The organism is Streptomyces phaeofaciens, assembly GCF_014648915.1.
Taxonomy (GTDB): domain Bacteria; phylum Actinomycetota; class Actinomycetes; order Streptomycetales; family Streptomycetaceae; genus Streptomyces; species Streptomyces phaeofaciens.
This window is the reverse complement of sequence record NZ_BMSA01000037.1, coordinates 1-26,966: the sequence shown is the minus strand read 5'-3', so window position 1 is coordinate 26,966 and position 26,966 is coordinate 1. Positions and strand designations below refer to the sequence as shown.

General features: G+C 69.7%; 21 protein-coding genes and 1 pseudogene. 8 read left to right on the top strand and 14 right to left on the bottom strand.

The features are described 5' to 3' along the window. Positions 1-563 precede the first annotated feature (563 nt). The 3 genes from IE275_RS39800 (at position 564) to IE275_RS39790 (ending at position 3,953) form a co-directional block, all read left to right on the top strand. The gene (locus IE275_RS39800; RefSeq protein WP_189717583.1) at positions 564-1,742 is read left to right on the top strand and encodes an NAD(P)/FAD-dependent oxidoreductase; all 1,179 of its coding nucleotides are present in this window, start codon (positions 564-566) and stop codon (positions 1,740-1,742) included. Between the two features lie 71 nt (positions 1,743-1,813). Beyond that, positions 1,814-2,707 (top strand): RNA polymerase sigma-70 factor, encoded by an 894-nt coding sequence (locus IE275_RS39795; protein WP_189717582.1) that lies wholly within the window; start codon positions 1,814-1,816, stop codon positions 2,705-2,707. A 307-nt stretch (positions 2,708-3,014) separates the two neighbouring features. Next, entirely contained in the window at positions 3,015-3,953 is a 939-nt protein-coding gene (locus IE275_RS39790) for a class I SAM-dependent methyltransferase (RefSeq protein ID WP_189717581.1), read from the top strand. 924 nt (positions 3,954-4,877) lie between these two features. Here the strand turns inward: IE275_RS39790 and IE275_RS39785 are convergent. After that, a complete protein-coding gene (locus IE275_RS39785; protein WP_229871063.1) occupies positions 4,878-5,375 on the bottom strand; it encodes a hypothetical protein in 498 nt (165 codons plus the stop codon). Positions 5,376-6,427: 1,052 nt separating this feature from the next. After that, positions 6,428-7,861, bottom strand: coding sequence for a pyridoxal phosphate-dependent decarboxylase family protein (locus IE275_RS39780; RefSeq protein ID WP_189717579.1), 1,434 nt, complete (start codon positions 7,859-7,861; stop codon positions 6,428-6,430). A 173-nt stretch (positions 7,862-8,034) separates the two neighbouring features. On the opposite strand from IE275_RS39780, the gene IE275_RS39775 reads away from it, so the two are divergent. Continuing rightward, positions 8,035-8,523: an Lrp/AsnC family transcriptional regulator gene (locus tag IE275_RS39775; RefSeq protein WP_189717578.1), complete on the top strand. Its 489-nt coding sequence runs from the start codon at positions 8,035-8,037 to the stop codon at positions 8,521-8,523. 512 nt (positions 8,524-9,035) lie between these two features. Here the strand turns inward: IE275_RS39775 and IE275_RS39770 are convergent. Next, positions 9,036-10,049 (bottom strand): sugar phosphate isomerase/epimerase family protein, encoded by a 1,014-nt coding sequence (locus IE275_RS39770; RefSeq protein WP_189717577.1) that lies wholly within the window; start codon positions 10,047-10,049, stop codon positions 9,036-9,038. A gap of 220 nt (positions 10,050-10,269) precedes the next feature. After that, entirely contained in the window at positions 10,270-11,451 is a 1,182-nt protein-coding gene (locus tag IE275_RS39765; protein ID WP_189717576.1) for a Gfo/Idh/MocA family protein, read from the bottom strand. Positions 11,452-11,663: 212 nt separating this feature from the next. Here IE275_RS39765 and IE275_RS39760 point away from each other — a divergent pair, with 212 nt between their 5' ends. From IE275_RS39760 to IE275_RS39745, 4 genes are all read left to right on the top strand, one after another. Then, a complete protein-coding gene (locus IE275_RS39760; RefSeq protein ID WP_189717575.1) occupies positions 11,664-12,695 on the top strand; it encodes a LacI family DNA-binding transcriptional regulator in 1,032 nt (343 codons plus the stop codon). Positions 12,696-13,220: 525 nt separating this feature from the next. After that, on the top strand, positions 13,221-14,312 hold the full coding sequence (locus tag IE275_RS39755; protein WP_189717574.1) for a sugar ABC transporter substrate-binding protein: 1,092 nt from the start codon (positions 13,221-13,223) through the stop codon (positions 14,310-14,312). A gap of 94 nt (positions 14,313-14,406) precedes the next feature. Then, positions 14,407-15,468 carry an ABC transporter permease gene (locus IE275_RS39750; RefSeq protein ID WP_189717573.1) on the top strand — a complete coding sequence of 354 codons (1,062 nt, stop codon included), beginning with the start codon at positions 14,407-14,409 and terminating at the stop codon, positions 15,466-15,468. Positions 15,469-15,470: 2 nt separating this feature from the next. Next, positions 15,471-16,262 carry an ATP-binding cassette domain-containing protein gene (locus IE275_RS39745; protein WP_189717572.1) on the top strand — a complete coding sequence of 264 codons (792 nt, stop codon included), beginning with the start codon at positions 15,471-15,473 and terminating at the stop codon, positions 16,260-16,262. A gap of 533 nt (positions 16,263-16,795) precedes the next feature. Here IE275_RS39745 and IE275_RS39740 read toward each other — a convergent pair. From IE275_RS39740 to IE275_RS39695, 10 genes and pseudogenes are all read right to left on the bottom strand, one after another. Then, on the bottom strand, positions 16,796-17,812 hold the full coding sequence (locus tag IE275_RS39740) for a Gfo/Idh/MocA family protein (RefSeq protein WP_189717571.1): 1,017 nt from the start codon (positions 17,810-17,812) through the stop codon (positions 16,796-16,798). 100 nt (positions 17,813-17,912) lie between these two features. Beyond that, positions 17,913-19,109 carry a Gfo/Idh/MocA family protein gene (locus tag IE275_RS39735; RefSeq protein WP_189717570.1) on the bottom strand — a complete coding sequence of 399 codons (1,197 nt, stop codon included), beginning with the start codon at positions 19,107-19,109 and terminating at the stop codon, positions 17,913-17,915. A 50-nt stretch (positions 19,110-19,159) separates the two neighbouring features. Then, positions 19,160-19,453, bottom strand: a complete 294-nt coding sequence (locus IE275_RS39730) for an MFS transporter (RefSeq protein WP_268255339.1) — start codon at positions 19,451-19,453, stop codon at positions 19,160-19,162. 91 nt (positions 19,454-19,544) lie between these two features. Then, the gene (locus IE275_RS39725; RefSeq protein ID WP_189717624.1) at positions 19,545-21,047 is read right to left on the bottom strand and encodes a CoA-acylating methylmalonate-semialdehyde dehydrogenase; all 1,503 of its coding nucleotides are present in this window, start codon (positions 21,045-21,047) and stop codon (positions 19,545-19,547) included. A gap of 29 nt (positions 21,048-21,076) precedes the next feature. Further along, on the bottom strand, positions 21,077-22,954 hold the full coding sequence (gene iolD / locus IE275_RS39720) for a 3D-(3,5/4)-trihydroxycyclohexane-1,2-dione acylhydrolase (decyclizing) (protein ID WP_189717569.1): 1,878 nt from the start codon (positions 22,952-22,954) through the stop codon (positions 21,077-21,079). Beyond that, positions 22,951-23,823, bottom strand: coding sequence for a 5-deoxy-glucuronate isomerase (iolB, locus tag IE275_RS39715; protein WP_189717568.1), 873 nt, complete (start codon positions 23,821-23,823; stop codon positions 22,951-22,953). Before iolB ends, iolD begins: the two co-directional genes overlap by 4 nt. After that, positions 23,820-24,692, bottom strand: a complete 873-nt coding sequence (locus tag IE275_RS39710; RefSeq protein ID WP_189717567.1) for a Cgl0159 family (beta/alpha)8-fold protein — start codon at positions 24,690-24,692, stop codon at positions 23,820-23,822. Before IE275_RS39710 ends, iolB begins: the two co-directional genes overlap by 4 nt. A gap of 4 nt (positions 24,693-24,696) precedes the next feature. Beyond that, positions 24,697-25,689, bottom strand: a complete 993-nt coding sequence (gene iolC, locus IE275_RS39705) for a 5-dehydro-2-deoxygluconokinase (protein WP_189717566.1) — start codon at positions 25,687-25,689, stop codon at positions 24,697-24,699. A gap of 160 nt (positions 25,690-25,849) precedes the next feature. Further along, the gene (locus IE275_RS39700) at positions 25,850-26,707 is read right to left on the bottom strand and encodes a sugar phosphate isomerase/epimerase family protein (protein ID WP_189717565.1); all 858 of its coding nucleotides are present in this window, start codon (positions 26,705-26,707) and stop codon (positions 25,850-25,852) included. Positions 26,708-26,768: 61 nt separating this feature from the next. Next, a pseudogene (locus IE275_RS39695) lies at positions 26,769-26,966 on the bottom strand (sugar ABC transporter ATP-binding protein); the annotation flags it as partial.

The window sequence follows — 26,966 nt, the reverse complement described above, 5'->3', positions numbered from 1 at the left end:
CCCCGGGCCGAGGAGACCAAGACGCTCGACCAGCCGTACGCCGAGGCGGAGACCGAGAGCGGCAAGCTCGTCGTTGAGTACCCGTTCCTGAAGCCGACATGACGTCGTCGTGGTCTGGACGCTCGGGTGAAGGCTCGCTGGTCCGGAGTGGGTGGGGAGGTCGGGCCGCTGTGAGATGCAGGCCGAAGCCGCGGGCCGCACGGTCGCACACTTCCCCCGCCCGGCCACGCCCGCTCCGCTTCGGACGGGCAGCCTGAGCCGGAGCCCGCGGCGCGCATCCGGCAGACCAGTCATCGCCGACTGCTCGCGCAGGGGATTTACAGGGCCGGTCCATGGGCGGGGCTCCCGCCGACCAGCGGCAGCCGGCCCTCGCCCTCCTCGGCGTCCTGTTCTGCTTCGGCCGGGCCCGGTACAGAGGAGGAATCCGACGGGTTCTTGGCAGCACATCGACCGTGCATCCGCTGTGACCTGGTTCATATCGGCGACCTGTCACGTCCGGTGCGGGTCGTCTGTCCCATGGGCGTCACCGACACCGAAGCCGGTGCCCGACCTTGGGAGATCCAATGAACACCGACCACCGCATCGTCGTCCTTGGCGCGGGCTACACGGGCTTGTTCAGCGCCATCCGGCTGGCCCACCGCACTCGCCGGACGGGCGTGAAGATCACTCTGGTCAACCCCTCGAGCCGGTTCGTCGAGCGGCTACGGATGCACCAGATCGCCGCCGGGCAGGAGCTGGCCGAGCACCGGATCCCCGATCTGCTCGCCGGGACCGGCGTCACGTTCGTCCAGGGCACCGCCACCGCCATCGACCCCGAGGCCCGGCGGATCACCGTCGACGGCGCCGAGACCCTCGGATACGACACGCTTGTCTACGCGCTGGGCAGCTCGACCGACACCGGCAAGGTTTCCGGCGCCGACACCCAGGCGTTCACCCTCAACAACCCGCAGATCGCCGGTCGGTTCGCCGCACGGCTCACGGAGGTCGCCGCGTCCGGCGGCACGGTCACCGTCTGTGGCGGCGGCCTGACCGGCGTAGAGGCGGCCACCGAGATCGCCGAGAGCCAGCCCGGCCTGAACGTCACGCTGATCAGCCTGGACGAGCCTGGCGGCATGATGGGTGCCAAGGCCCGCGCGCACCTCTACCGCGCACTGGACCGTCTCGGAGTCACTGTGGAGACCGGCGCCCGTGTCACCAAGGTGCTGCCCGACGCCGTCGAACTGGCCGACGGCCGGCTCGTCCGCTCCGACCTTTGCCTGTGGACCACGGGCGTCAAGGTGTCGCCGCTCGCCGCCGATGCCGGGATCGCCACCGACGACCGCGGCCTCATCCTGGTCGACGCCACGCTGCGTTCCGTTTCCCACCCGGAGATCCACGCCATCGGCGACGCCGCCGCCATCCGTCTGGCCTGGGGACGGATCCACGGCACCTGCCAGAGCGGCCTGCCCACCGCCCAGTACACCGCCGACACCATCGCGCGGCTCGTGCGCGGCAAGGCCGTCAAGCCGTTCCGCTTCGGCTACTTCCATCAGCCGGTCAGCCTCGGCCGCCGTGATGCCGTCATCCAGTTCACTAGGGCCGACGACACTCCCCGCCGCATGCACCTCACCGGCCGGAGCGCCGTCGCGTACAAGGAGATGGTCAGCGCCAGCCCGCTCACGACCTACCGGCTCAGCAAGCGCATGAACGTCACCACCATCGTCTCCAAGGGCGGCCGCGCCACCCGCAAGCCCGCGGCATGACGGGCACATCGGCTCCCGGCGCCATGATCTCGGACCTTGCCGCCCCGATACGGCGCTGGCAGCATGAGCCGATGGTCGACGCCAGGGACGAGCAGGACCCGTACATCGAGCACCGCAGGCTGCTGTTCGCCACCGCCTACCGCATGCTGGGCAGCGTCACCGACGCCGAGGATGTCCTCCAGGACACCTGGCTGAGTTGGAGCACCGTGGACCGCTGCACGGTCCGCCACCCCAAGGCCTACCTGGTGCGCACGGTCACCAACCTGTCGCTGAACCGCCTCACCTCCGCACGGGCGACCCGTGAGACCTACGTCGGGCCATGGCTCCCCGAGCCCTTGCTGACCTCCCCCGACATCGCCACGGAGGCCGAATTGGCCGACAGCGTCTCCACCGCGATGATGGTCGTCCTGGAAACCCTGAGCCCCGTCGAGCGCGCCGTCTTCCTGCTCCGCGAAGTCTTCGGCTACTCGCACGCCGAGATCGCCGAGACCCTCGAACGCCCCGAGCCGACCGTCCGCCAGATCGCCCACCGCGCACGCGAGCACGTCCAGGCCCGCCGCCCCCGTTTCGACGCCGACCAGAAGCAGCGCCGGCAGATCACCGCTCAGTTCATGGAGGCCTGCGCGGGCGGCGACCTGAACGCCGTCATGGAACTGCTCGCCCCCGACGTCACCTCCTGGTCCGACGGCGGCGGCAAGGTCACCGCCGCCCGCCGCCCTCTCCACGGCACCGACCACGTCGCACGCTGGATCGTGGGTTTCCTGGCCAAGCCCGAACTGGCCACGCTGACCATGGAGCCGGCCATCATCAACGGCGAGCTCGGCATCCTGGCCACCCTCGGCGGACAGACAATCGGCGCCCTCACGTTCGACCTCGTCGACGATCGCATCCAGAATCTGCGCTTCCAGGTCAACCCCGAAAAACTCAGCGGCCTGACCCCCCACAACGGCTTGGCGCTGCCCTGAAGCGTGCAATCCAGGCGAAGAGCATTGCCGGCCGTCTCAACGATCCTGAGGGTGGCCGCGGGGCGCCGGTCCCGGTTTGCGTGCGTGGCGTCTGCTGTTTCCTGCACCTCGTGGTCCGGCCGGTGACTCCTGCTGCCCAGTTAAGTGGGGGACTGTGGGGCCGGGTGTCCGGGGGCGAGCGGATGCGCCCGGGAGGCGGACGGTGGATGGCCGTCGGCGAATCAGGCTAGCGAAGGCTCCTCAATCACCTGAACGGACATCGGTGTGTCCGAGGTAGTCGAATGCCGCATCGCCTAGTTTGATGCCCATGGGGAAAAGTGAGATTTCAGTGAAGTTCCGGCAGAAGTTCAAGCGCGCTGCCAAGCGCCAGGCGGTCATTGCGAACATGGCATTCTCCCGACTCGGAATCCTTGTCGCACCACGCCATTACTATTCCTCTGCTCCGGACCTGCGCGGTCTTGCGGAAAACCGTGAGCACTGGCGTACCGCTTCCAGCCTGCCCGGCCTGCACATCGATCTCGATGAACAGATGGCCTGGCTCGAGAAGGCATGCAAGCCGTTCGTCGATGAATACCGCGGGAATAAGGTGTTCGAGAAGTCGGGTGATCTCGGCCCGGGATACGGCTATATCGAGGCGCAGGCCCTGCACGGTATCCTGCGCACGCTGAGCCCCCGCAGGTACTTGGAAGTGGGCAGCGGAGTCTCCACGCACATCGCGCTACAGGCACTCGCCCGGAACGCCAAGGACGGTCGTCCGGGGACGGTGACCTGCATCGAGCCGTACCCGCGCGACTGGCTGTCCCGGGACAACCGCGTTCAACTGCACCGCGTACCCGTCCAGACCGTCGACCTGGCGACGTTCACCTCCCTGAGCGCGGGTGATGTGCTGTTCGTGGACTCGTCCCACGTGGTGAAACCTGGTTCGGACGTGAACTTCCTCGTTCTGGAGGTCTTCCCGCGTCTCGCACCAGGCGTCATTGTCCACGTACATGACATCTACCTGCCGTACGACTACCAGTGTGACCTGCTGGACAGCGTGTTGCACTGGGCGGAAACCTCGCTCGTGCGGGCCTTCCTGGCGAACAACAGCCGTGCCCGGATTCTCGCGTGCATGTCCCACCTGCACTATGAAAGGCCCGACGAGATGCGGACGGTCTTCCCGGACTACCGGCCGGCGCCCCATCGTGACGGTCTCTTGGCCGGGGAGGGCCACTTCCCTGCTTCGCTGTGGTTCGAAGTCTGCTGATGCCCGACTTCCGCCCGACGCGTGCGCCGACGTGGTGGACGTGGGCGGCGTTGCTGGGCAGCGGTTGTCGTCGCCGAAGCACTCATTGCGGCCGCTCCGCCTGGTCGTACTCGGCTGCGCTGAGCTAGGCCAGTACGCGATCGGAGGTTCGGTTCGCTCGAGCATCGCCAACAGCGCGTCGGCCGGCGGAACATGGCGGAAGAACCGTACGACGGCCTTCGGGACGGGGTGTTGCCCCCCCCACGCCCGGAGGGCGGCGCGGGCCGTATACCGTTCCCCGGCATGCGTCCAGGCCCGGGTAGGGCGGCTGCTTGAAGTACCACCCGTAGACCCCTGCCGCCGCCGGGACAGGACTCGGACGTACCAAGACCTCCTGCGCCGACCACAACCGGCCGGGACTGACGAGAGTGAGTCGGCGAGCGCCTGCACCAGCTTGCTGCGCGGGTGAAGAGGCCAGGGCAAGACGATCTCCTGGGAGTGGCCCACGATGCCTTTGGGGCCGATGAACTGTACGGCTTGAGGGCCCAGCTTGTGATCAGCGTTCCGGCACCTGTGGCGGAGCAGGTACGGGCATCAATGAGGGCCATGCGCGACTTACGTGCCTGTATCGGGCGCGGGGATCTCATCGGCACTGACACATACGCAATGGCGGAGCGGGTGGTTAGGGACAGCCAGCAGCCTGCGAGAAGTGATGTGCGTGGACTTGGCCAGCCGACGCCAGGTCCGAGCCCGTTCCGGATGCGGCCGGCGAGCGGTACGGCGGCCCGACAGGGTTGCTGGTGTACGCCCTCGTCCGGCGTCGTTGATGTCGGCGACGATTCCGGCTCTGCTGCCACCGCCGACACCGGAAATGGTGGCCGAGTTCTGCGACTTCATGAAACAGCGGATCGCCACCGCCCGGAAGTACGGACCCGCGGCGCGAGACTATACGTGAGTAACCGGGGCTCCTTCGAGCGGCAGGTGGCCACGGGCGCAGTAGTACTCGGACTCGAGCCACTCTTCGATCACGAAGAGCGGGCGCGACAGAAGAGCCTCTCCGACCTGCTGAACCCGCAGAAGCAGCCCAAGATCAGTGAGGGCAAGGGAGTGGTCGGGGGTGTACGCCAGGCAATTACCGTGCTCGGCAGCGTGGTCGAGGAGGTATTGGTGCGCCTGCTCGGGATCACGGCCTGCCAGCGCAAAGTCCGCCAGGAAGACCTGCGGGCCGGTGACGGCATCCATCGCCACGCATGTCAACATGCCCTCGTCGTAAAAGACCTTCACTCCATCAGTGAAGTTTTGCTGTGCGTACGGGCCTTCTACCCAAGTGCACGGCTGGGAGCCCTGGAGAGCATCCGTGACTTCGGCAGGACTCATGCCGAACCGCAGCGGTCCCACACCGAGCGCAGGCAGCAACTCCCAATGCTCCCGCTCACCATGCATCCTCAGATCCCCACCCCTCATCTGAACGACTAATAGCCGTGTAGCCTTCCTTGCCCCGGCAAGGAGTACCCGCCCAGCGATGTATGCGCGTCGACCGGCTCAGAGACGGAGCCGCTTCCCGCGGCGGCGCGGGCACTTCGCAGGGCTTCCCGAACCGCTGGATTTCGCCCGGCTCATGGCATCGGTGGCATGGTACAAACGGCTTGGCGACGTACGAGACGTTGTCACCACCTCATGCTTGCGGATGATCGCGTAGGAGTAGACGCGGACATCGTCGTCGCTGATGCCGGCGCGGTCGTCGGGTCTGGCGCGCTGCTCCTAGACGAGGGTGGTGTTGGGGTTGCCCTCGGCGACGGCTCGAAGGTATTGGGTTCCTTCACCCGTCAGCGTGAGCGCCACCGTGACAATCGAGCATCGTGTCCGGTCCGCATGTTCCTTCCTTGTCGCGGCCGCAGTTGGCGCAGGCTCGGCGTGTTCGTGCGCGGAAGTTGTTCAGGCAGGGCCGCTCGAACGCCGAGATCGCGGGGATGGTGGAGGTGCACGCGGACAGCGCCCGCCGCATCCAGGGCGGCGTTCCACCCTCACTGAAGGCCTGGGTTCTCAGGGCGATCGCGGACCTTGAGGCGCTGGGCGAGTGGGCCAGCCACGACTGCGGCCGGTACGTCACCGCCCGGCTGTATTGGTCGTACGGCATCCACGTCACGTCGGAGGGCCGGGGAGCCGGACCGCGAGGTGAAGATCGTCATCCGCATGTCTCATCAGGTGATCTACCTGGCCGCCGCCCCGATGACGCATTCGGATTGCTGGACGTCGCCGAGGCGAAGGCGAAAGCTGCCCGCGGCCGGGGCGCCGATCGCCCCTCAGCCCGGTCGGGTTCACGCGGCCCTCGGCAACGAGCGTGATGCCGAGCGGCACCTCGGCCAGGCGGACGAGCTGGTGGGCGACGGCCTGGGCGACGACGTCCGGGAGAGGGTGGGCGTACTTGACGCGGCCGAGCACGTCGGCGCTCGGCGGTCTCCGCCCGCGATCTCGCCACTGATTGCCACACCCGGTCAGCGAGCTGACCGCACCTCGGCGGTGATGATCCTCAGCGCCTCGGCGATGCGGTCGTGGTGGGTGCGGTGGGAGACCACGCAGACGCGCAGGGTGTAGCGGCTGTCGACAACCGTGCTGGAGAGCACGATGCGCCGGTGGCCGTTGATGCGCTCCAGCAGACGGCGGCTTGCCTCGTCGGCCCGCTCGGTCGCGGCCTGGCTGCCGTCGGCGGGGCGGAAGCGGAAGATCACGGTGGACAGGTCCGGGCGCTGCGGGACCTCCAGCTCCGCGACGGCGGACAGGGTGTCGTGGACGTGTTCGGCCAGGTCGAGCTTCTCGTCCAGAGCCTCGCGGAAGGCGTCCACCCCGTGCAGGTGCAGGGGAAGCCAGGCCCGCAGACCGCGGATCTCGTGGGTCAGCTCGGGCCCGAGGTGAGCGGAGTCCGGGACGCCTCCCGCCGTCCCCATGTCCTGGAGGTAGCTGCCGGTGCCGTCGTGAGCGGCGTGCAGGGCGGCGATGTCGCGGACGACGAGGGTGCCGGTGCCGAACGGCATGAACAGGGTCTTGTGCGGGTCCAGGGTGATCGAGTCGGCCTTCTCGATACCGGCGAGGCGTTCCTCGCCGCGTGCGGTGAGCCGGAAGAAGCCGCCGTAGGCCGCGTCGATGTGGAACCACACGTCCTCGCGGCGGGCCAGGTCGGCCAGCTGCGACAGCGGGTCGACAGTGCCGGTGTCGGTGGTGCCGGCGGTGGCCACCAGCAGGAACGGCCGCAGCCCGGCGTCCCGGTCGGCGCGGATCATCGCGGCGGCGGCGTGGGGGTCCATCCGCAGGTCCGGGGTGTGCGGCACGGTACGTATGCGGGTGGCGGGGATGCCGGCGAGGCGGGCGGCCTTGGCGACGGAGTGGTGGGCGAAGGTCGTGGTGTAGACGGTGCCGCCGGCGAGGTCCTCGCCGAGCCGGTTGTGGCGGGCGGCGACCGTCGCCGAGAAGGTGGCCATCGAGCCACCGCTGGTCAACAGGCCACCGCTGCCCTCCGGGAGGCCGCACACATCGCGGGCCATCCAGCGGATCACACTCTCCTCCAGCGCGGCGAGGGCCGGGGCGACCGAGGCCAGGCCGCCGTAGCGGTTGACGGCACGGTTGTAGAACTCGGCGAGCGCGGCCGAGTACAGACCGCTGCCCGGGATGTACGCCAGGTGGCCGGGTCCGGCCGTCTCCAGAGCGCAGTCGGCGGCCTCGTCCAGGCGTGCGAGCAGAGCCTTCAGGTCACCGCCCCGGGCGGGCGGCGGCGCCAGGAACGACTCCACGAGCTCGGCCTCGGCCTCCGGCGACAGGAGGCTGCTCGCGGGGCGCGCCGCGAGGTTCTCGGTGCGATCGATGACACGGTCCAGGACGAGGCGTCCCATGTCGGTCATCGCGGCGCGGTCGGGTTCCAGGGGGAAGGGGTGCATGAGGCAGTCCAGGGGTGGTGAGAAGGGGTGCGGAGGGAGCAGCGGAACCGGTTCGGCGGCTGCGGCGCGTGACCAGAATGCGCCGCCGAGCCCGGCACGCGATGGCGTAGTGAGTGCCATTGCAGTGCTGCGATGCAGGATTGTTCGCCGATACGGCCGATACGCTGCATTTCATGCCACGCCCCCTGTACGACCGCATCGACCGGGCGATCCTGGACCACCTACAGCGCCACGGACGCACCCCCAACGTCGACCTCGCCGAAGCCGTACGTCTGTCCCCCTCGTCCTGCCTGCGACGCACCAAGGCGCTGGAGGAGGACGGGGTCCTGGCCGGCTACCGGGCGGAACTGGACCGCGAGCGCCTCGGCCTCGGGCTGACGGTGTTCCTCTCCCTCAAGGTCGAGCACTCCCGCACCACCTCCCAGGTGGTCGAAGAGGCTCTGAAGGCGATCGACCACGTGGTCGCCTGCCATGTGGTCTCCGGCGACGCCGACTTCTTCGTCGAGCTCGCCGTGCCGGACCTGCGCACCTTCGAAAAGGTGCTCACAGACCAGATCCTGGCCATCGGTCCCGTCCGCGATGCCCGCAGCACCTTCTGTATCCGCACCGTCATCGACCGCGGCCCGCTACCGCTCGACTCCTGGCCCGCCCCGCGTGCATGACGGTGTCGGCAGCGCGCGTGCGGTTGTGCGAGCGGCCCGTGCCCGGGGCGGGGCGAGCGCGGCATGATCCGTGGCCGGACCCTCCCGGCGGACCCCGGCGGACCCCGGCGGAGGACGCCACAGCCTCCGCCGGCCCGCAGCCGTGCCCGCCGCAGGTGCGGGTGTCCTTGCCGGAAGGGCAGGAGTTCTCCGGGGGAGCGACTGTGGCGCGAGGCCGGATGAGAGGGCTTCATCAGGGAACACGCCGAGGAGCAGCCCGCCGAGCACCGCCCCGGCAACGGAACCCGCGGGCATGACCAGGGTGAGGCGGAGGTTGGCGCCGAGCGCCGAGGACGGCAAAGCCGCCGTCGCGGCTGCCGCAACCACGATCGTGGTGATCGCGAACCGGTACGGCCGAGGACCGCGGCGCCCGCTCCCCGATCGAGGAACGCGCGCGCACGATCGCCCGGCCGACGGCGGTGTCGGCTCCCGTGTGGAGAATGAGCCGGGCCGGCGGGAGCCGGCCCTGGCGATCACGGCCGCAGCGACTCCTGAAGTGCCGCGTCGGCCGCCTTGAGGACTTCGGCGGCCACGGCGACGCCCTCGACGGGACCGAGTTCGGTGTCCTCGTGCTCGATGTTGACCAGCATGTCCGGGTCGACCTCGTGGAGGGCGCGCAGGAACTCGGTCCAGTAGGCGACATCGTGGCCCTTGCCGAGGGCGACGAAGTCCCAGGCGGACTCCTTGGGCCACTCGTTGGCCCACTCGTCGCCGCCGAGGTTGGTGCGCGGCTCGTCGGGCGACAGGCGCCGGAAGCTGTTGTCGAGCACCCCGTTGAGGGCGGCGTACTCGCGGTTGATCCGGACGTCCTTGGCGGCGGCGTGGAAGACGAGTTCGCCGAGGTGGCGGACCACGGTCACCGGGTCCATCCGCTGCCAGAACAGGTGGGAGGCGTCCAGTTCGACGCCGACGTGGGTCGCGCCGGTGAGGTCGATCAGCTTGTGCACGTCGGCGGAGTTGAAGACGACGTTCTGCGGGTGCAGTTCCAGGGCGACCTTGACGTCGTGGTCGCGGGCCAGGCGGTCGGTCTCACGCCAGAAGTCCGCGACGATCTTCCACTGGTGGTCCAGTACGTCCAGGGCCGCGGAATTCCACGCGTTGACGATCCAGTTGGGGCGGGTGGCGCCCGGCTCGCCGCCGGGCAGGCCCGACATGGTCACCACACGGTGCTGCCCGAGCCGCTCCGCCAGGCGGATGGAGCGGCGGATGTCCTCGGAGTGCTTCTCGCCGATGGCGGGGTTCGGGTGCAGGGGGTTGCCGTTGGCGTTCAGGCCGGCGATGGAGACGCCGGTGCCCTCGAAGAGGCCCAGGAAGTCGTCGCGCGCGGTGTCGCTGACGAGGATGTCGTCGAGGGTCGGCACATGCACCGCCGGCAGGAAACCGCCGGTGTTGATCTCGATGCCCGTCAGGCCCAGATCGGCGATCACCTTGATCGCTTCCGGCAGCGGCCGGTCGTGCAGGATCGCGTTGTAGAGTCCGAGCTTCATTTTTGGGTTTCCTCAGTCTTTTTCGATGGTGAGGGTGGTGCCGCCGTCGAGGGCGGGGAGGGATGCGCCGCCGGGCTGGTGCATGTGCGGCGGCTCGCGCGGCACGGCGAGGGCCTTGGTCAGAGGCAGGTCGTGAACGGTGGCAGGGGAGGCGCCGTGCTTTGCGGGCGCCCGCTCCATCCGTCGGCGGGGCGGTGCGGGACGTAGGGGCCGGGACCGGTCACTGGACGGTGACGGCCTTGCCGCCGGCGTCGGCGGAGGCGACGACCGCGTCGATGACACGCAGGTTGTGCAGCCCGTCGGCGAGGGTGGGGCAGGGCGGCAGCCGGTCCAGGCCCGCGATCTGCTCCAGGAAGGCGCGGGCCTGCCAGACGAAGAACTCGTGCTGGCCGTGGCCGACGCTCGGGAAGTCCATGGGCAGGCCACCGGCGACGTAGGGGTGCCCGGGGCCGACCACCACCCGCCGGTAGCCGTCCACGGGGTCGGAAGCCGCCGAGTCGGCGATGGTGAACTCGGCCGGGCGCGACAGATCGAAGGTCGCCGCGCCGCCCTGGGTGAACACCTCGAAACCGAGGGAGTTGGCCAGTCCTCGGGCGATGCGCGAGACGGAGAACGTACCGACGGCGCCGGAGGCGAACGTGGCGGTGAACGTGGCGATGTCGTCGTTCTCGACGGGCTCGCGCTCCTGGCTCACCCGTACGTCGGCCGAGTGCCCCACCGCGGTTCCCAGCGGCACCGGCCTCTCGTGCACCTGGGTGGACAGGACGGCGCCCTGGACGCTCTGCACCGGACCACAGAAGTACTCGCCGAGATCGATGAGATGGCTGCCGATGTCCGACAGCGCTCCCGAGCCGGGACGGCCCCGGTAACGCCAGCTGATGGGGGCGTCCGGGTTGTGCCCGTAGTCGCACCAGTAGTGCCCGTTGAAGTGCTGGACCGGACCGAGCGAGCCCTCCTCCACCTGCTGCCGGACGGCGTTGACGGCGGGGGAGCGGCGGAAGGTGAAGCCGGTCGCGGCCACCAGGCCGGAGCACTCGGCGGCGTTCACCATGGCCTGCGCGTCGGCCACGCTCGGCGCGAGCGGCTTCTCGCACAGCACGTGCTTGCCCGCCGCCAGCAGCGCCTCGACGATCTCGCGGTGCAGATGGTTGGCGACCACGACACTGACCGCGTCGATGTCGTCGGCCGCGACGATCGCCCGCCAGTCGGTCTCGGCACGCTCGAATCCGTAGCGGCGGGCGGCGTCCCGCGCGAACGGCTCGTGGGCATCGGCTACGGCGACCAGGCGCACCTCGGGCAGACCGGCACCGTACAGGGTCGCGGCCTGCCGGTAGCCGTTGAGATGGGCTCGGCCGGCCATTCCGGCTCCGATGACCGCCACCCCGATCGTCCTTGTGCTCATGGTGGTTCCTCTCCGGCGCGAGGGGCGCTGTGGCTGGGGACATGGGCCGCGCACCGCTCCCGGGCCGGGAACGGGCGAACCGAGCGCTCATGGGCCGACCCTGACCGGGCTGGCCAGTCAGAACACCGCTTAAAGCGCTTTAAGTGCTGGTACTATCGGCGGCATCACGGACAGATGTCAAGGGTGTTGCCGCACAGGTACGGGAGGTTCGTGTGGAGGAGCTCGGATCCGATGCGGGTGCCAACGGTGCGACCCCGCGTCCCCGGCTGGAGGACGTCGCCGCGCGCGTCGGCCTGTCCACCGCGTCGGTGTCGCTGGTGCTGCGCGGCGTGCCCGGCCCCAGTGAGCGCACCCGGCAACGTGTCCTGAAGGCGGCCGCCGAGCTCGGCTATCGCCCCGACCGCACGGCCAGCGCCCTGGCCAGCAGGCGCAGCCGCCTGCTCGGCGTCATGATCGACGTCCACAGCGCCTTCCAGGCCGAACTGGTCGAGCACCTGTACACCGCCGCCGAGGAGGTCGGCTACGACCTCGTCCTGAGCACCCAGACCCGGACCCGTGACGAGAGCACGGCCGTCGAGACGCTCCTGGCCTTCCGCTGTGAGGCGCTGATTCTCCTCGGTCCGGTGGCCCCCGCCTCCGTCCTCGCCGAACTCGACCGCAGGGCGCCCGTCATCTCCGTGGGCCGCCGGATCACCGGGGCCGACCTCGACGTCGTCCGCAGCGCGGACGACGACGGAGTCGGCCGGATCGTCGATCATCTGGTGGGCCTCGGGCACCGCGCGATCGCCCACGTCGACGGCGGCAAGGGCGTCATCGCCACCGACCGTCGCCGCGGCTACCGGAGCGCCATGCGCCGCCACGGTCTCGACGACCGGATCAGGATCCTGCACGGGGATCACACCGAGGAGGCCGGCGAGGGGGCGGGCCGGCGTCTCATCGAGAGCGGCGACCTGCCGACCGCGGTCGTGGCCTTCAACGACCGGAGCGCCATCGGTCTGCTCACCGCCCTGCGCGGTGCCGGGGTCGACGTCCCCGGCACCGTCTCCGTCGTCGGCTACGACGACGACACCCTGTCCCGGCTCGGCTGCTTCGACCTCACCACCGTGAGCCAGGAAGCCGAGGAGCAGGCGCGCCGAGCTGTGGTCGCCGCCGTGGAACGCCTCGATCAGGGTCGCGTGACGCCTCGCGAGATCGTGCTCGCGCCCTCGCTGGTGGTACGGGGGACCACGGCGCGACCGCGCTGACCCACGCCAGGCTCCTGCCCCGGAAGGGCCGTGACCGCCCGGTGCGCGGCGGCCGCCACCCGCGCCGTGACCCATGACCGGCAGCCGCCCCGGTGGCAAATATATGGCCGATGCACGCTTTTTCGGCGTGATCGAAGCGTAGTGCGCATTTGAGAGCAGACTCTTGACACCTTCCTGAAACACAAGCATGCTCTGGCCATCCCTTAAAGCGATTTAAAAGACCGCGGAACTCGCTCATCATTCATTTCGGCGTTGCTGTGACCGGTGCCGGGACACCCCCGTGACCAGCCGTTCTGTTGATCGCCGATACCGGCCTGCCCCTCACCGGAGGAAAGACTCCGGAGCCGTGGATGTGCCGCACGGACGCAGGACCTTGTGCGGTCCTCGCCGTGAATCCGTGGCTGTCGGCGAAAGGGCGGGACCGCCATTCGATTCGCCCGCATTCACCGCCGCACGACCATCCCCAAGACATGCCTGGCCCCGCTCAAGCCCCGCCCGGCATCACACGAAGGAGCAACCCTGTTCATGGAACGCACACAGCCCCGACGGCCGGCCGGTCGTCGTCCCTCCAGAAGAGGCCTGACCGTGGTGAGCCTGCTCGCCATGGCGGCCACCGCGCTGACCGGGTGTGCCAGCGGCAAGGCAAGCGACGACACCGCGGGCCAGGCGACGGCGACGGCCGGGAGCGGAACGACGTCGGGCGCGAAGAGCACCGGTAAGAACTCCGTCTACGTCATCGGCGGCAAGCCCGACGACCCGTTCTGGTCCGCGATCAAGCGCGGCGGCGAGGACGCGGCGAAGCTGGTCAAGGCCGGTGGTGGCAAGGTCACCTTCCTCGGCCCGCAGAACTACGACAACCTCGGCCCCGACGCCGCCAAGCTCACGCTGACCGCCATCTCGCAGAATCCGTCGGCGATCCTCGTGCCGGACTGGGTGCCCGAGAACCAGGACGCCGCCATCAAGCAGGCCATCGCCAAGGGCATCCAGGTGTTCATCTACAACTCGGGCGGCGCCGACGCGGCCGAGCGAGTGGGTGCCATGAAGTACATCGGATCGGACGACTACGAGGCGGGCAAGGCCGGCGGCATCAAGTTCGCCGAAGTGGGCGCCAAGAACATCCTGTGCGTCAACACCGTGCCAGGCTCCGCCAACCAGGAGGCCCGCTGCAAGGGCGTCAAGGACGGCGCCACGGCCAAGGGCTCCTCGTCCAAGCAACTCCCGCTGCCCTCCTCCAACTTCGGCAACCCGTCCGCCGTCACGCAGGCGATCAAGGGGGCACTGCTGAAGGACACCAGCATCGACGCCGTGGTGACGATCGGCGTCGGGGATGCCGACAGCGCCGCCGCCGCCATCAAACAGGCAGGCGCCGACAGCAAGGTCGAGCTCGGCACCTTCGACCTCTCACAGAGTCAGCTCGACCGGATCAAGGCCGGCAGCCAGCTGTTCGCCATCGACCAACAGCCCTACCTCCAGGGCTTCTACGCCGTCTCGATCGCGAACCAGTACCTGTCCTACGGCGTGCTCCCGCCGCAGAACCCCCTGCTGACCGGCCCGCTGCTGGTCACCAAGGACAACGTGGGCGCCGCGATCGCCGGCACCAGGGCCGGCGTCCGCTGACTGCCCCACCGGTGCCGGGTCCCGCCCGGGCCCGGCACCTGTCCCCACGCCCGACGCGCACCACCCCCGGATTCACGAAGGTGACCTCATTCCGATGACAACACTTCCCCGCACGACGGCCCAGAAAGAGACCGCCGTCGCCCCACCGAAGCAGTCCGAGAGCCCGCTGGGGCAGCTGCGGCACCGCCCTGAAGCCGGCGCGCTCATCGGAACCGTCAGTGTCTTCGTCTTCTTCGCGATCTTCGGAGGCGAGAAGTTCCTCGCCACCGGCGGTGCGGCGAGCTGGCTGAACATCGCCGCCGAACTCGGCATCATCGCCATCCCCGTCGGGCTGCTGATGATCGCCGGTGAACTCGACGTCTCCGTGGGCTCGGTGCTGGCCGGCAGTTCGATGACGCTGGCCATCGTGTCGGGATACTGGGGCGCCCCGATGATCGTCGGCATCCTGTGCGCACTCGGCCTCGGTGTGCTGACCGGGCTCCTCAACGGACTCATCGTCACGCGGACCAACGTCCCGTCCCTGGTCGTCACGCTGGCCACGCTGTCCGGACTGGCCGGACTCACCCTCGGTCTGTCCCGCGTCACCACCGGGACCACGAGCGTCCCCATCAGCCCCGACCCCCTGTCCAAGGCGCTGTTCGGCCATCTGATCGCCGGGCAGTTCGAGGTCGCGATCTTCTGGTGGCTGGGCATCGCGGTCTGCGTCACGGTGCTGCTCCAGATGATGAAGTACGGCAACTGGATCTTCGCCATCGGCGGTGACAAGGAGAGCGCCCGCGCCACCGGCATCCCCGTCAACAGGGTGAAGATCGCTCTGTACGTGGCCAGCGGATTCGGCGCGGCCCTGGTCGGCGTGATCCAGACCATCCTGTACAACGGCGCCCAGGTGGCCAACGGCCAGTCCTTCGTCTTCAACTCCATCATCGCGGTGGTCATCGGCGGCGTACTGCTCACCGGCGGTTACGGCTCCGTCTTCGGCGTCGTGCTGGGGACGCTGACGTTCGCCATCGTCAACCAGGGCATCTACTACACCGGTTGGAACTCCGACTGGGCCAGCCTGATCCTCGGCATCCTCATCCTCACAGCGGTCCTGATGAACAACACGTTCCGTCGGCTCGCCCTCTCCTACAAGCCCCGATCCGCGAAGAAGGCCTGACCATGACCACACCCCTTCTCCGCCTGACCGGCGTCAGCAAGTCGTTCCTCGGCACGCACGCGCTCCAGGACATCTCCCTCGAGGTGGACGCCGGAAAGGTGCTCTGCCTGCTCGGCGACAACGGCGCCGGCAAGTCCACCCTCATCAAGATCATGTCCGGCTTCCACAAGCCGACCACCGGCACCGTCGAGATCAACGGCGAACCCGTCACCTTCGAAAGCCCCCGCGACGCCAGCGACCAGGGCATCGCGACCGTGCACCAGTTCGGCGGTACCTTCCCGCTGATGGGCGTCGGGCGCTGCTTCTTCGTCGGGGCAGAACCCACCAAGGGCTGGGGCCCGTTCAAGCTGTTCGACAAGAAGGTGGCCGGCGACATCGCCGTACGCGAGATGCAGTCCCTCGGCATCACCCGTGTCACCGACGGCAACCGTCTCGTCGGCAGTCTCTCCGGAGGCGAGCGCCAGGCTCTCGCCATCGCGCGGGCCGTCTACTTCGGCGCCAACGTCCTCATCCTCGACGAGCCCACCGCGGCGCTCGGAGTCAAGGAGGCCGCCCACGTCCTGCGGATCATCATGCAGGCCCGGGCCAAGGGGGTGGCGGTCATCCTCGTCACCCACAACGTCCGCCACGCCATGATGGTCGGCGACCACTTCGCCGTCCTGATCCGCGGGCAGAAGGCCGACGACTTCCGCAAGGGCGAGCGCACCCGGGAGGAGATCACCGACCTCATGGCCGGCGGCGAGGCCATGGCCGACCTCGAGGCCGAGCTGGCACAGTTGCAGGCCGACGCCTGATCACGCCGGACAGCGCCGCGGTGTTCCGCGCCCAGAGCCGCCCAGAGCCGAGTGCCCTGGGCGGCTCTCCGCGCGCAAGGGCCCGATGAGAGCAGACTCTGGTGCCGCCCCTGCTTTCACGGCGGCCTGACGTGAGCCGGCCCCGCGACCGCCGGTACGGCGACGCCCGAACCCCGCGCCTGGACGTGTACGTCCCGTGCAGCCGCCCGAACGGTGCCTCGCTCCCGCTGTATCTGCACGGCAGCGGATCATGACGGGCAGCAAGCTGATCGGTGGGCGCCCGCCGCTCCACCGGCCGGCCGGGAACGGCTCGATCCGCGCGAGCTCGAACCACCGGCTGCGCACGCCCTGTTCCGTCGGCGCACACCCGGCCGCACCCGTCGCGCCGGCCGACGACTCGGTGTCGGGCGCCGCCGGACCGTACGGATCCCTGGCCCGGCGAAGACGGGTGGGCCAGGTGTGCGGGGAACGGCAGCGGCCGCCCGCTCCCAGGAGCGGACGGCCGAGCGGTGTTCGGAGGTGTCGGGTGACGTTCAGGCGCCGCCGCCGTAGAACGCGGGCCGGGGCTTCATCCCGGTGGTCATGATCCGGCCCGACTTCCGTGCCTCGACGGTGGCGTTGGAGATGACGGTGGCGGCGTAACCGTCCCAGGCGGAGGGACCGGTGGCCTCGTTGCCGGCGGCGACGTCGGCGATCCACTCGCGGAACTCGGTGTCGAAGGCGTCCGCGAAACGACCCACCCAGTCCGCGAGCACCTCCGTGCTGTGCTGCCCGGCGGTGCGTACGCCGACGGCGGCGGGGTCGGGCAGCCGGACGACGCCCTCCTCGCCGACCGTCTCGCACTGGATGTCGTAGCCGTACCGGCAGTTGACGAAGACCTCCAGATCGATCCGGATGCCCTTTGCGGTCTCGAAGAGCATGATCTGGGGGTCCTTGAGGTGCGGGTGTCGCTTGCTGGTGGAGCGTGGCAGGACCACCTGGGCGGAGACGATCTCGTCGTCGAGGAGCCAGCGCAGCACGTCGATCTCGTGGACCGCCGAGTCGAGCGCGGCCATGTCGGTGCGGTACGACTCGGGCACGGTCGGGTTGCGGTGGGCACAGTGCACCATCAGCGGCTCGCCGATGCGTCCGGAGTCGACGATCTGCTTCATCCGCCGGTAGCCCGCGTCATAGCGGCGCATGAAACCGACCTGGACCAGGCGGACGCCGTGGGCCGTCTCGGCCTCGACGATGCGCAGACAGTCCTCCGCGGTCGTGGCGAGGGGCTTCTCGCAGAACACCGGCTTTCCGGCGGCGATGGCGTCGAGCACGTGTCCGGCGTGCGTGGGGCCCCACGAGGTGACCAGCACCGCGTCCACGTCGTCCGCCGCGATCAGGCCGGCGCCGTTCGCGAACACCCGGGCACCGACCCGGGCCGCCGCCTCCTCTGCGCGCGCCACGTCGATGTCGGAGACCGCGGTGACCCGGGCGCCGGTCACGGTCTCGGTGAGCCGACGGATGTGTTCCCGACCGATCCAGCCGGCGCCGATGACACCTACGCGTACCGTCATGGGTGATCCTCATTCTTGACTGGACGCCCCCTGCCCCCGATGCGGATCGGGGGCAGGGGGCGTCCAGGAGAAGCGGGCGTGGAGTGCGTGTCGGGCACCGTCAGCCGGCGGCCGGGACGGTGACGGTGGCACCGCCGGTACGGGAGGACTCGACGACGGCCTGGATGATCTCCAGGGTCCGCAGGCCGTGGGCGAACGTGGCGCAGGCCGGCAGGGGCTCGCCGACGCCGGCGACCTGGTCGAGGAAGGCGCGGGCCTGGTAGGTGAAGTTGTCGGCGTTGCTCGCGCCCACACCCGGCGCCTCCATCGGGACGCCGCCCTTGAAGTACGGCATCTGCGGGCCGGCGATGATCTGACGGGCGCCGCGTGTGCGGGCGTCGGGCTGGGCGTCGTCGAAGAGGTACTCGGCGGGCCGGTGCTGGTCGAAGGCGGCCCGGCCGCCGACGCCCAGGACGTCGAAGGCGAGCCCGTTGGGCAGGCCGAAGCCGGTGCGCGTCACCGAGAAGGTGCCGACGAGACCCGACTCGAAGCGTGCGGTGAAGGTCGCGGTGTCCTCGTTCTCGACCTCGCCGACCTCGTCGGAGACGGGGGCCGCGTTGTGTCCGACGACCGCGCCGAGCGGCAGCGGCCGCTTGGGGATCTGCGTCGAGAGGGAGGCGCCGGAGACGGTGACGATGGGTCCGGCGACGTACTCGGCGGCGTCGATGACGTGCGAGCCGACGTCACCGAGCGCGCCGGAGCCGAGGGGACCCTGGAACCGCCAGTTCAGCGGCCCGTTCGGGTCGGTGGCGTAGTCGCACCAGTACCGGCCGCTGAAGAGCGTGAGGTCGCCCAGCTCACCGCCGCGGACGTGGTCGCGGATCGCGGCGATGGCGGGGGAGCGGCGGAAGGTGTAGCCGACGGCGGTCACGACCTCGGCGCGCCGCTCCAGCTCGGCCATCGCGCGGGCGTCCTCGAGCGAGCCGGCCAGCGGCTTCTCGCACAATACGTGCTTGCCCGCGGCGACCAGCGCCTCGGCGATCGGCCGGTGCAGCGCGTTGCCGACGACGATGCTCACCGCGTCGATCGTCGGGTCCTCGACGACGGCCTCCCAGCTCGGGAGCGCCTTCTCGAAGCCGTAACGCCGTGCGGCGTCCTCGCCGAGCGCGAGGTTGGCGTCGGCGATCGCGGCCAGCCGGACGGGCGGCAGACCGGCACCGAAGACCGTGTTGACGTTGCGGTATCCGGCGGCGTGGCTGCGGCCGGCCATCCCGGCCCCGATCACCGCGACGGAAAGGGGTGTGGCGGACGTGGTCATGGCGGTGCCTCTCGAAGTGTGGGAAGGGAACTCGGTGCGAAGGAGCGCGGTCAGGCGGCGGACCGCTCACGGAAGTGGGATTCGATGGCTTCCATCGAGCGGCCCCTGGTCTCGGGAACGGTCCGCACGTAGGAGAGGAAGGTCGCCGCGTTGACGGCGGCGAACAGGAGGAACGTGGTCCCGCCGACCGCGTCGATCAGGGGCGGGAACGCGAGGGTGACCAGGAAGTCGGCCATCCAGGTGCCGAGGACGGCCGTGCCCATCGCCAGGCCGCGCAGGCGGAGCGGGAAGATCTCCGAGAGCATCAGCCAGAAGACGGTCGCGATACGGCCCTGCATGAACAGCAGGAAGACCAGCGGTGCTCGGTGCGGGGGCCTGGAGAGCGTCGTCCCTGACGACCATGGCCACCTCCTGGCGGTTGATGCGTGGGGGATTTCAGCTGGAGGTGGGGAAGTCGAAGCCGGCGGAGTGCTCCTGGGCGGGCTGCGGCCAGCGGGTGGTGACGACCTTGGGGCGCGTGTAGAAGCGGATGCCGTCGGGGCCGTGGACGGGGGAGTCCCCGATGAGGGAGTCCTTCCAGCCGCCGAAGGAGTAGTAGGACATCGGCACCGGGACGGGGACGTTGATGCCGATCATGCCGACCTTGACGCCTCGCTGGAAGCGTCGGGCGGCTTCGCCGGAGGCGGTGAACAGGGCGGTGCCGTTGCCGTAGGGGTTGGCGTTGATGAGGCCGATGGCCTGGTCGAGGGAGTCCACGCGGATGATCGCGAGGACGGGGCCGAAGAGCTCCTCCCGGTAGGCGTCCATGGCGGTGGTGACGTGGTCGAGGAGGGAGGGGCCGGTGAAGAAGCCGTCCTCGTGGCCGTCGACCTTGAGACTGCGGCCGTCGACGACGACGGTGGCGCCCTGCGCGGCGGCGGTGCCGACGGCGCTCTCGACGCGTTCCTGCGCGGCCTTGGTGACGAGGGGGCCCATGTCGGTACCGGGCCGGTCGCCGGGTCCTACCTTCACTTCGCGTGCCTTGCGCTCCAGCACCTTCACCAGGCCGTCCGCCGCCTCACCCACGGCGACGGCGACGGAGACGGCCATGCAGCGTTCTCCGGCCGAGCCGTAGGCACCGGCGATGATGTGGTTGGCGGCGAACTCCAGGTCGGCGTCGGGCAGGACGACGGCGTGGTTCTTGGCGCCGCCGAGGGCCTGGACGCGCTTGCCGTGGGCGGTGGCCCGCTGGTGGACGTACTTGGCGATGGGAGTGGAGCCGACGAAGGAGACGGCTTCGATTCCCGGGTGGGTCAGGATCGCGTCGACGGTGTCCTTGCCGCCGTGCACGACGTTGAAGACGCCGTCGGGAAGCCCGGCGTTCTTGTACAGCTCGGCGACGAAGTTCGCGGCGGACGGGTCGCGCTCGCTCGGCTTGAGGATGAAGGTGTTGCCGGTCGCGATGGCGATGGGGTGCATCCACAGCGGCACCATCGCGGGGAAGTTGAACGGGGTGATGCCGGCGACGACGCCGAGCGGCTGGCGGAAGTTGTGGACGTCGACGCCGCGGGAGACCTGGTCGGAGAAGCTGCCCTTCAGCACGTCGCCGAGGCCGCAGGCGAACTCGACGACCTCGCGGCCGCGGGTGATCTCGCCGCGGGCGTCGTCGACGGTCTTGCCGTGCTCGGCGGAGATGATCCGGCCGAGCTCCTCCTCGTGCTCGACGAGGAGCTGCCGGAAGGCGAACATGACCTGGGTGCGCTGGGTGAGGGAGGACTCCGACCAGGTCTCGAAGGCAGCGGACGCCGCTGTGACCGCCGCGTCCACGTCGTCCGCCCCGCCCAGGACGACCCGGGCCCGCTCGGCGCCGGTGGCCGGGTTGAACACGGGCTGGGTGTCGGTGGCGGTGCCGGAGTTCGGGGTGGGGGAGCCGTTGATCCAGTGCTCGATGGTCTTCACGGTGCGGGTTTCCTTCATGGGGACGGGGATTACAGGTAGTGGCGCTGGGCGTGCTTGTGCGCGGCGTACGTCTCGTAGGCGTCGCGAGTGGAGTCCAGCGCGGAGACCTGACTGACGGGGACGTCCCACCAGCCGTGGCCGGGCGGGTGGGGACCGTAGAGGTCGGTCTCGACGTGGACGACCGTGGTGCGGGCGGCCGCCTTGGCCTTCTCCATCGCCGCCCGGAACTCGTCGACGGTGGCGGCGTGCAGGACGTCGGCGCCGAGGGAGGAGGCGTTGGCGGCGAGGTCGACGGGCAGGACCTCACCGTCGAGCCGGCCCGAATCGCCGTCGCGGAAGCGGTACTTGGTGCCGAAGCGCTGCGAGCCGAGCGATTCGGAGAGGGCGCCGATGGAGGCGAAGCCGTGGTTCTGGACGAGGACGACGATGACCTTCAGACCCTCGGAGACCATGGTGACGATCTCCTGGGCCATCATCAGGTAGGAGCCGTCGCCGACGAGCACGACGACTTCGCGCGTGGGGTCGGCCATCTTCGCCCCGACGCCGGCGGCGACCTCGTAGCCCATGCAGGAGTACGCGTACTCGACGTGGTAGGCCTTGGGGTCGCGGGCCCGCCACAGCTGCTGGAGGTCACCGGGCATGGAGCCGGCCGCGTTGATGACGACGGCACGGTCGTCGAGGACGTCGTTGAGTGCGCCGAGGATCTCGGTCTGGGCCGGGAGCGGGCTGTGGCCGATCGTGAAGCAGCGGTCCTCGATCTCCCGTGTACGGGCGATGAGTTCACGCGTGCGGCGACGGTACGACTCCTCGACCTCCCAGTCGGCCAGCGCCCCGGCGAGGGCCTGGATGCCGAGGCGGGCGTCGGCCACGAGCGGCTCGGCCGAGTGCTTGACGGCGTCGAGGCGGGCCACGTTGAGGTTGACGAACGTGACGTCGGGGTTGCCGAACACGGTGTGACTGGCGGTCGTGAAGTCGCTGTAGCGGGTGCCGATACCGAGGACGACGTCCGCCTCGCGGGCCAGTTCGTTGGCCGCGTAGGCGCCGGTGGAGCCGATGCCGCCGACAGCGTAGGGATGGTCCCAGGCGACGGCGCCCTTGCCGGCGTGGGTGTCCGAGACCGGGACGCCGGTGGCCTCGGCGAAGGCGCGCAGCACCGTCTCGGCACCGGAGTACACCGCCCCGCCGCCGGCCACGATGAGCGGCTTCTTCGCATTGCGCAGCAGCCGTGCGGCCCGGTCCACGGCAGCGGGCTCCGGCACCGGGCGGCCCACGTGCCAGACCCGGCGCCGGAAGAAGGAGACCGGCCAGTCGTGGGCCTCGGCCTGCACGTCCTGCGGCAGGGCGAGCGTGACGGCGCCGGTCTCGACCGGGTCGGTCAGCACCCGCATCGCCGCCAGCGCGGCCGGGATCAGCTGCTCGGGGCGCGAGACGCGGTCGAAGTACTTCGACACGGCCCGGAAGGTGTCGTTGACCGTGACGTCCCCGCCCCGGGAGTCCTCCAGTTGCTGGAGGACGGGGTCGGCGGCGCGGGTGGCGAACATGTCGGAGGGCAGCAGCAGCACCGGCAGCCGGTTGGTCGTCGCCAGGGCGGCACCGGTGATCATGTTGGTGGAGCCGGGGCCGGTGGACGCCGTGCAGGCGAAGGCGGCCAGCCGGTCGCGCATCTTGGCGTAGGCGACGGACGCGTGCACCATGCCCTGCTCGTTGCGCGCCAGGTAGTAGGGCAGATCGGCTTCGCCGGTGGTGGCGGCCTGCAGCAGGGCCTGCCCGATGCCGGCCACGTTGCCGTGCCCGAAGATGCCCCACATCCCGGGGATCAGCCGCTGCTCCTGGCCGTCGCGTTCGCTGTACTGGTTCGCGAGGAAGCGGACGAGAGCCTGGGCGGTGGTGAGTCGGACGGTGTTCATTGCGCGTTCGGTCCTTCGAAGGGCAGCCGGTCGTCGATGTCCTGCGAGGCCCAGGTGGCCCGGACCCAGCCGTGGGCGGGGTCGTCGCAGATCTGCCAGGCACGGTCCTGTCCCGGACCGGCCATGACGTTGAGGTAGTAGAGGTCGTAGCCGGGCGCGGCGACGGACGGGCCGTGCCAGCCGTGCGGGATGAGGACGGTGTCACCCGAGCGGACCTCGGCGAGCACGTCGATCGGCCGCTCGGCGGTGCCGTAGACGCGCTGGTAGCCGAAACCGCCCTCGCCCGAGACCTCGAAGTAGTAGATCTCCTCCAGCTCCGACTCGACTCCCGGCCGGGCCTCGTCGTGCTTGTGCGGCGGGTACGAGGACCAGTTGCCGCCCGGGGTGAGGACCTCGCACACCAGCAGCTGCTCGGCCTCGAACGTGCCCGGCAGGCAGTAGTTGTTGACCTGCCGTGAGCACGCGCCCGCACCGCGCAGCTCGACCGGCACCTCCTCCTTGCACCCGTACCGAGCGGAGAGTGAGCTCCGCTCGGTACGGGCGGAGGGCAGCGCGAACAGACCTCCCTGTGCGCTGCTGATCAGGGCCTCCGACGCACGCGGCAGGTACGCGAAGTCGGTGACCGAGGCGAACACGCTCGTCCGGCCTTCGAGTTCGAAGGCCCTGCCGTCCGTGGTGACGGTGCAGGAGCCCGTCAGCGGCAGGATCAGGAACTCGGAGTCACCCGTGGCGAGCGCGTGCGCCTCACCCGGCTTCAGGGTCAGGATCCTGAGGCCGGAGTATCCCCAGCCCGCCGATTCGGGCGTGACCAGGAGGTCGTACGGGCCGTCGGCCGAAGTGCCCTTCGGCAGGTGGTATTTGCTGCTCACAGCAGGCTCACCGCCTTGTCCACCGCACCGGCGACATCGCCGCCCGCGGGATAGAGCAGGGAGCGGCCCACGACCAGACCCTGCGCGGTGGGCTGCCTGAGGGCCTTCCCCCAGGACGCGAAGGCAGCCGCGGCGTCCTTCACCTCGCCGCCAAGCAGGAGCGCCGGCAGGGTCGAGGACGCCAGGACGCGTTCCATGTCGTCGACGACCGGCAGCTTCAGCCAGGTGTAGGCGGTCCGGCGGCCCAGTCCCGAGGCGATGGTGACGGACGTGACGACGGCGTCGGTGGTGAGGTCGTTGCGGATCTTCCCGTCCTGCCACCCTGAGAGGAACGGCTCGACCATGGCGATGAGTTGACGGTCGTTCAGCTCGTCCACGGCGCGAGCGGTGTTCTCCAGGGCGGAGGGTGTCGCGGGGTCGTCGAGGGCGATGCGGGTGAGCATCTTGCCGCCGTCGAAGCCCATCGCGGCGATCGTCTCGGCGTCGTAGCCGGTGAAGCGGTCGTCGATCTCGAAGACCGAGCCCGCGAGGCCGGCCCTGTTCATGGAGCCGAAGACGGACTTGCCGTCCAGGACACCGAGCAGGAGCAGGTCCTCGAGGATGTCGGCGGTGCCCAGCACCCCGGTCACCCCGGGGCGGTCGAGAGCGGTGCACAGGCGGTCGAGGAGCTCGAAGCGGTCGGCCATCGCGTGAGGGTCGCCACCGACGCCGTTGGCGCCGCGCGCCGGGTGGTCGGCAGCGATGATCATCGCCTTGCCGTGCTCGCCGAACAGGGAGGTCGCCTTCACCCGGCGGGCGGCGGCGGCCGCGATGGCACCGGGGTCGCCGACCCGGGCGGTCACGATCCGGCTCACGTTGTCGGACAGCACGTCGTCACGCCTTTCGTTCGGTGCGGGCGAGGGATGCCTCGCGGAGTTTGGTGGCGACCTCGGCCTCGGTCGGCATCGCCTCGGAACAGGCCAGCCGGCCCGCGACGATGGCGCCGGCGGCGTTGGCGAAGGCGACCGTACGGTGGGTCTCCCAGCCGGAGAGCAGTCCATGGCACAGTGCGCCGCCGAAGGCGTCCCCGGCGCCGAGTCCGTTGACGACGTCCACCGGAACCGGCGGGACCTCGACGGTCGAGCCGTCCCGCTCCATGGCCAGGACACCCTTGGGCCCCTGCTTCACCACGGCCAGTTCCACCCCGGCGTCGATCAGCGCCTTCGCGGCGGCGTAGGGCTCACGCTCACCGGTGGCCACCTCGCACTCGTCGAGGTTGCCGACGGCGACCGTGGTGTGGCGCAGCGCCTCCGCGTAGTGCGCCCGAGCCTCGGCCGGACCGAGACGGTAACCGCTGGCATGCTCCGGCCAGAACATGGGCCGCCAGTCGAGGTCGAAGACGGTGGGGCCCGACGTGGCCCGGTGCGCCAGGGCGGCGAGGGTGGCCGAGCGGCTCGGTTCCGCACTGAGCCCGGTTCCGGTGACCCAGAGGATCCGCGCGTCCCGCACCGCGTCCAGGTCCAGCTCACCGGCGTGCAGGTCCAGGTCGGGCGCCTTCGGCAGCCGGTAGAAGTACAGCGGGAAGTCGTCCGGCGGGAAGATCTCGCAGAAGGTCACCGGCGTCGGCGCGATGTCCGACGTGCCGACGAACCGGCTGTCGACGCCGTAGCCCTTCAGGGCCGTGCGGACGAAGTCGCCGAACGGGTCGCGGCCCGTCTTGGTGATCACGGCGGAGGAGCGCCCGTAGCGGGCGGCGGCGACGGCGACGTTGGTCGGGCTGCCGCCGAGGTACTTGCCGAACGAGGTGACCTCCGCGAGGCCCACGCCCGTCTGGAGCGGATACACGTCCACCCCCACGCGGCCCATGGTCAGCACTTCGAACGGCATGGTCGGTTTCCCTTCGCTCCGGAGATTCCGGGGTGTGGAGTAAAGACTTAAAGCGCTTTAAAAACACTTCGTGGAGAACAATGCCTCCACTCAAATGTCATGTCAATAGGTTGTTACGGCGGGATGTGGGGACGGGATGCCGCCGGCCGGCGGCATCCCGTCAGGAGCCCGCGGCCAGGTACTCGGCGATCTTGTCGCGCATGAACACCGAGGACTCCTTGGCCCGTTCCTCCCAGGCGAAGACACAGGCGGTCAGGGTGCCGTCGAAGCCGTTCGCGCGCAGCTCGCGGAACAGCTCGTCGAAGTCGACCTCGCCCTCGCCCATGTCGAGGTGCTGGTGGATGCGGGCCGTGGTGCCGGGAGGGTTGAGGATGTACCGGTTCCCGGAGGACGCGGTGTGGTCGAAGGCGTCGGCCAGGTGTACATGGGTCAGCAGGTCGCCGGCGTACTTGATGATGCCGGGGGCGTCGTTGCCGATGTGGAAGGTGTGCGGGGCGCAGTAGAGGAAGCTGACGCTGGGGTGGTTGATGCCCCGGATCAGGTTGACGGCGTCGTAGCCGTTCTCGATGAAGTCGTCCGGGTGCGGTTCCAGGGTGAGGCGGATGCCCTCGCGCTCGAACACGGGCAGCAGCTCGTCCAGCGACTTCCAGAACTGGGCCTCGCTGCGGTCGGAGTCCTCGGGGCGGCCGTTGAACTCCGAGATCATGCTGTCCACGCCGAGATCCGCGGCGATCTGGATCGAGCGCTTCCAGTACCGGACCGCAGCCTGCCGGGCGTCCTCGTCCGGGCCGGACCAGCGGAACAGTGGCAGCATCGAGGAGATGCCGACACCCGCCGTGTCCAGCGCCTTGCGGAACCGGCGCACGGTGGCGTCGTCCACGCGGGGGTGCCGGAAGAACGGGATGAAGTCCTCGCGGGGTGACAGCTCGATCCACTCGTAGCCCAACTCGCCAACAACTGCGGGAAGTTCGAGCAGCGGCACGTTGCGGATCATGTAGGGGTCGAGGGCGATCTTCATGGGGGAGTGCCTTCGGGTCAGGGCAGTGGGTGGACTGCCGGTAGGAATGTTGATGCCGATGTCATGCGGGTGAGGCCTCGGAGGAGGCCGCCGCTGTGGGTGCGGTGAGGTCTTCCGCCTCGGGGAGCTCCTCGACGTCGACGCCGCGCACTTGGGACAACTCGTGTTTGAGGGCTGCGAGTTCGGCGCCGCCTGCCATGTGATTGGTGAGTTCTTCGAGGCTGACCTCGTCGCGGGAGGCGGAGAGTTCCATGGTTCC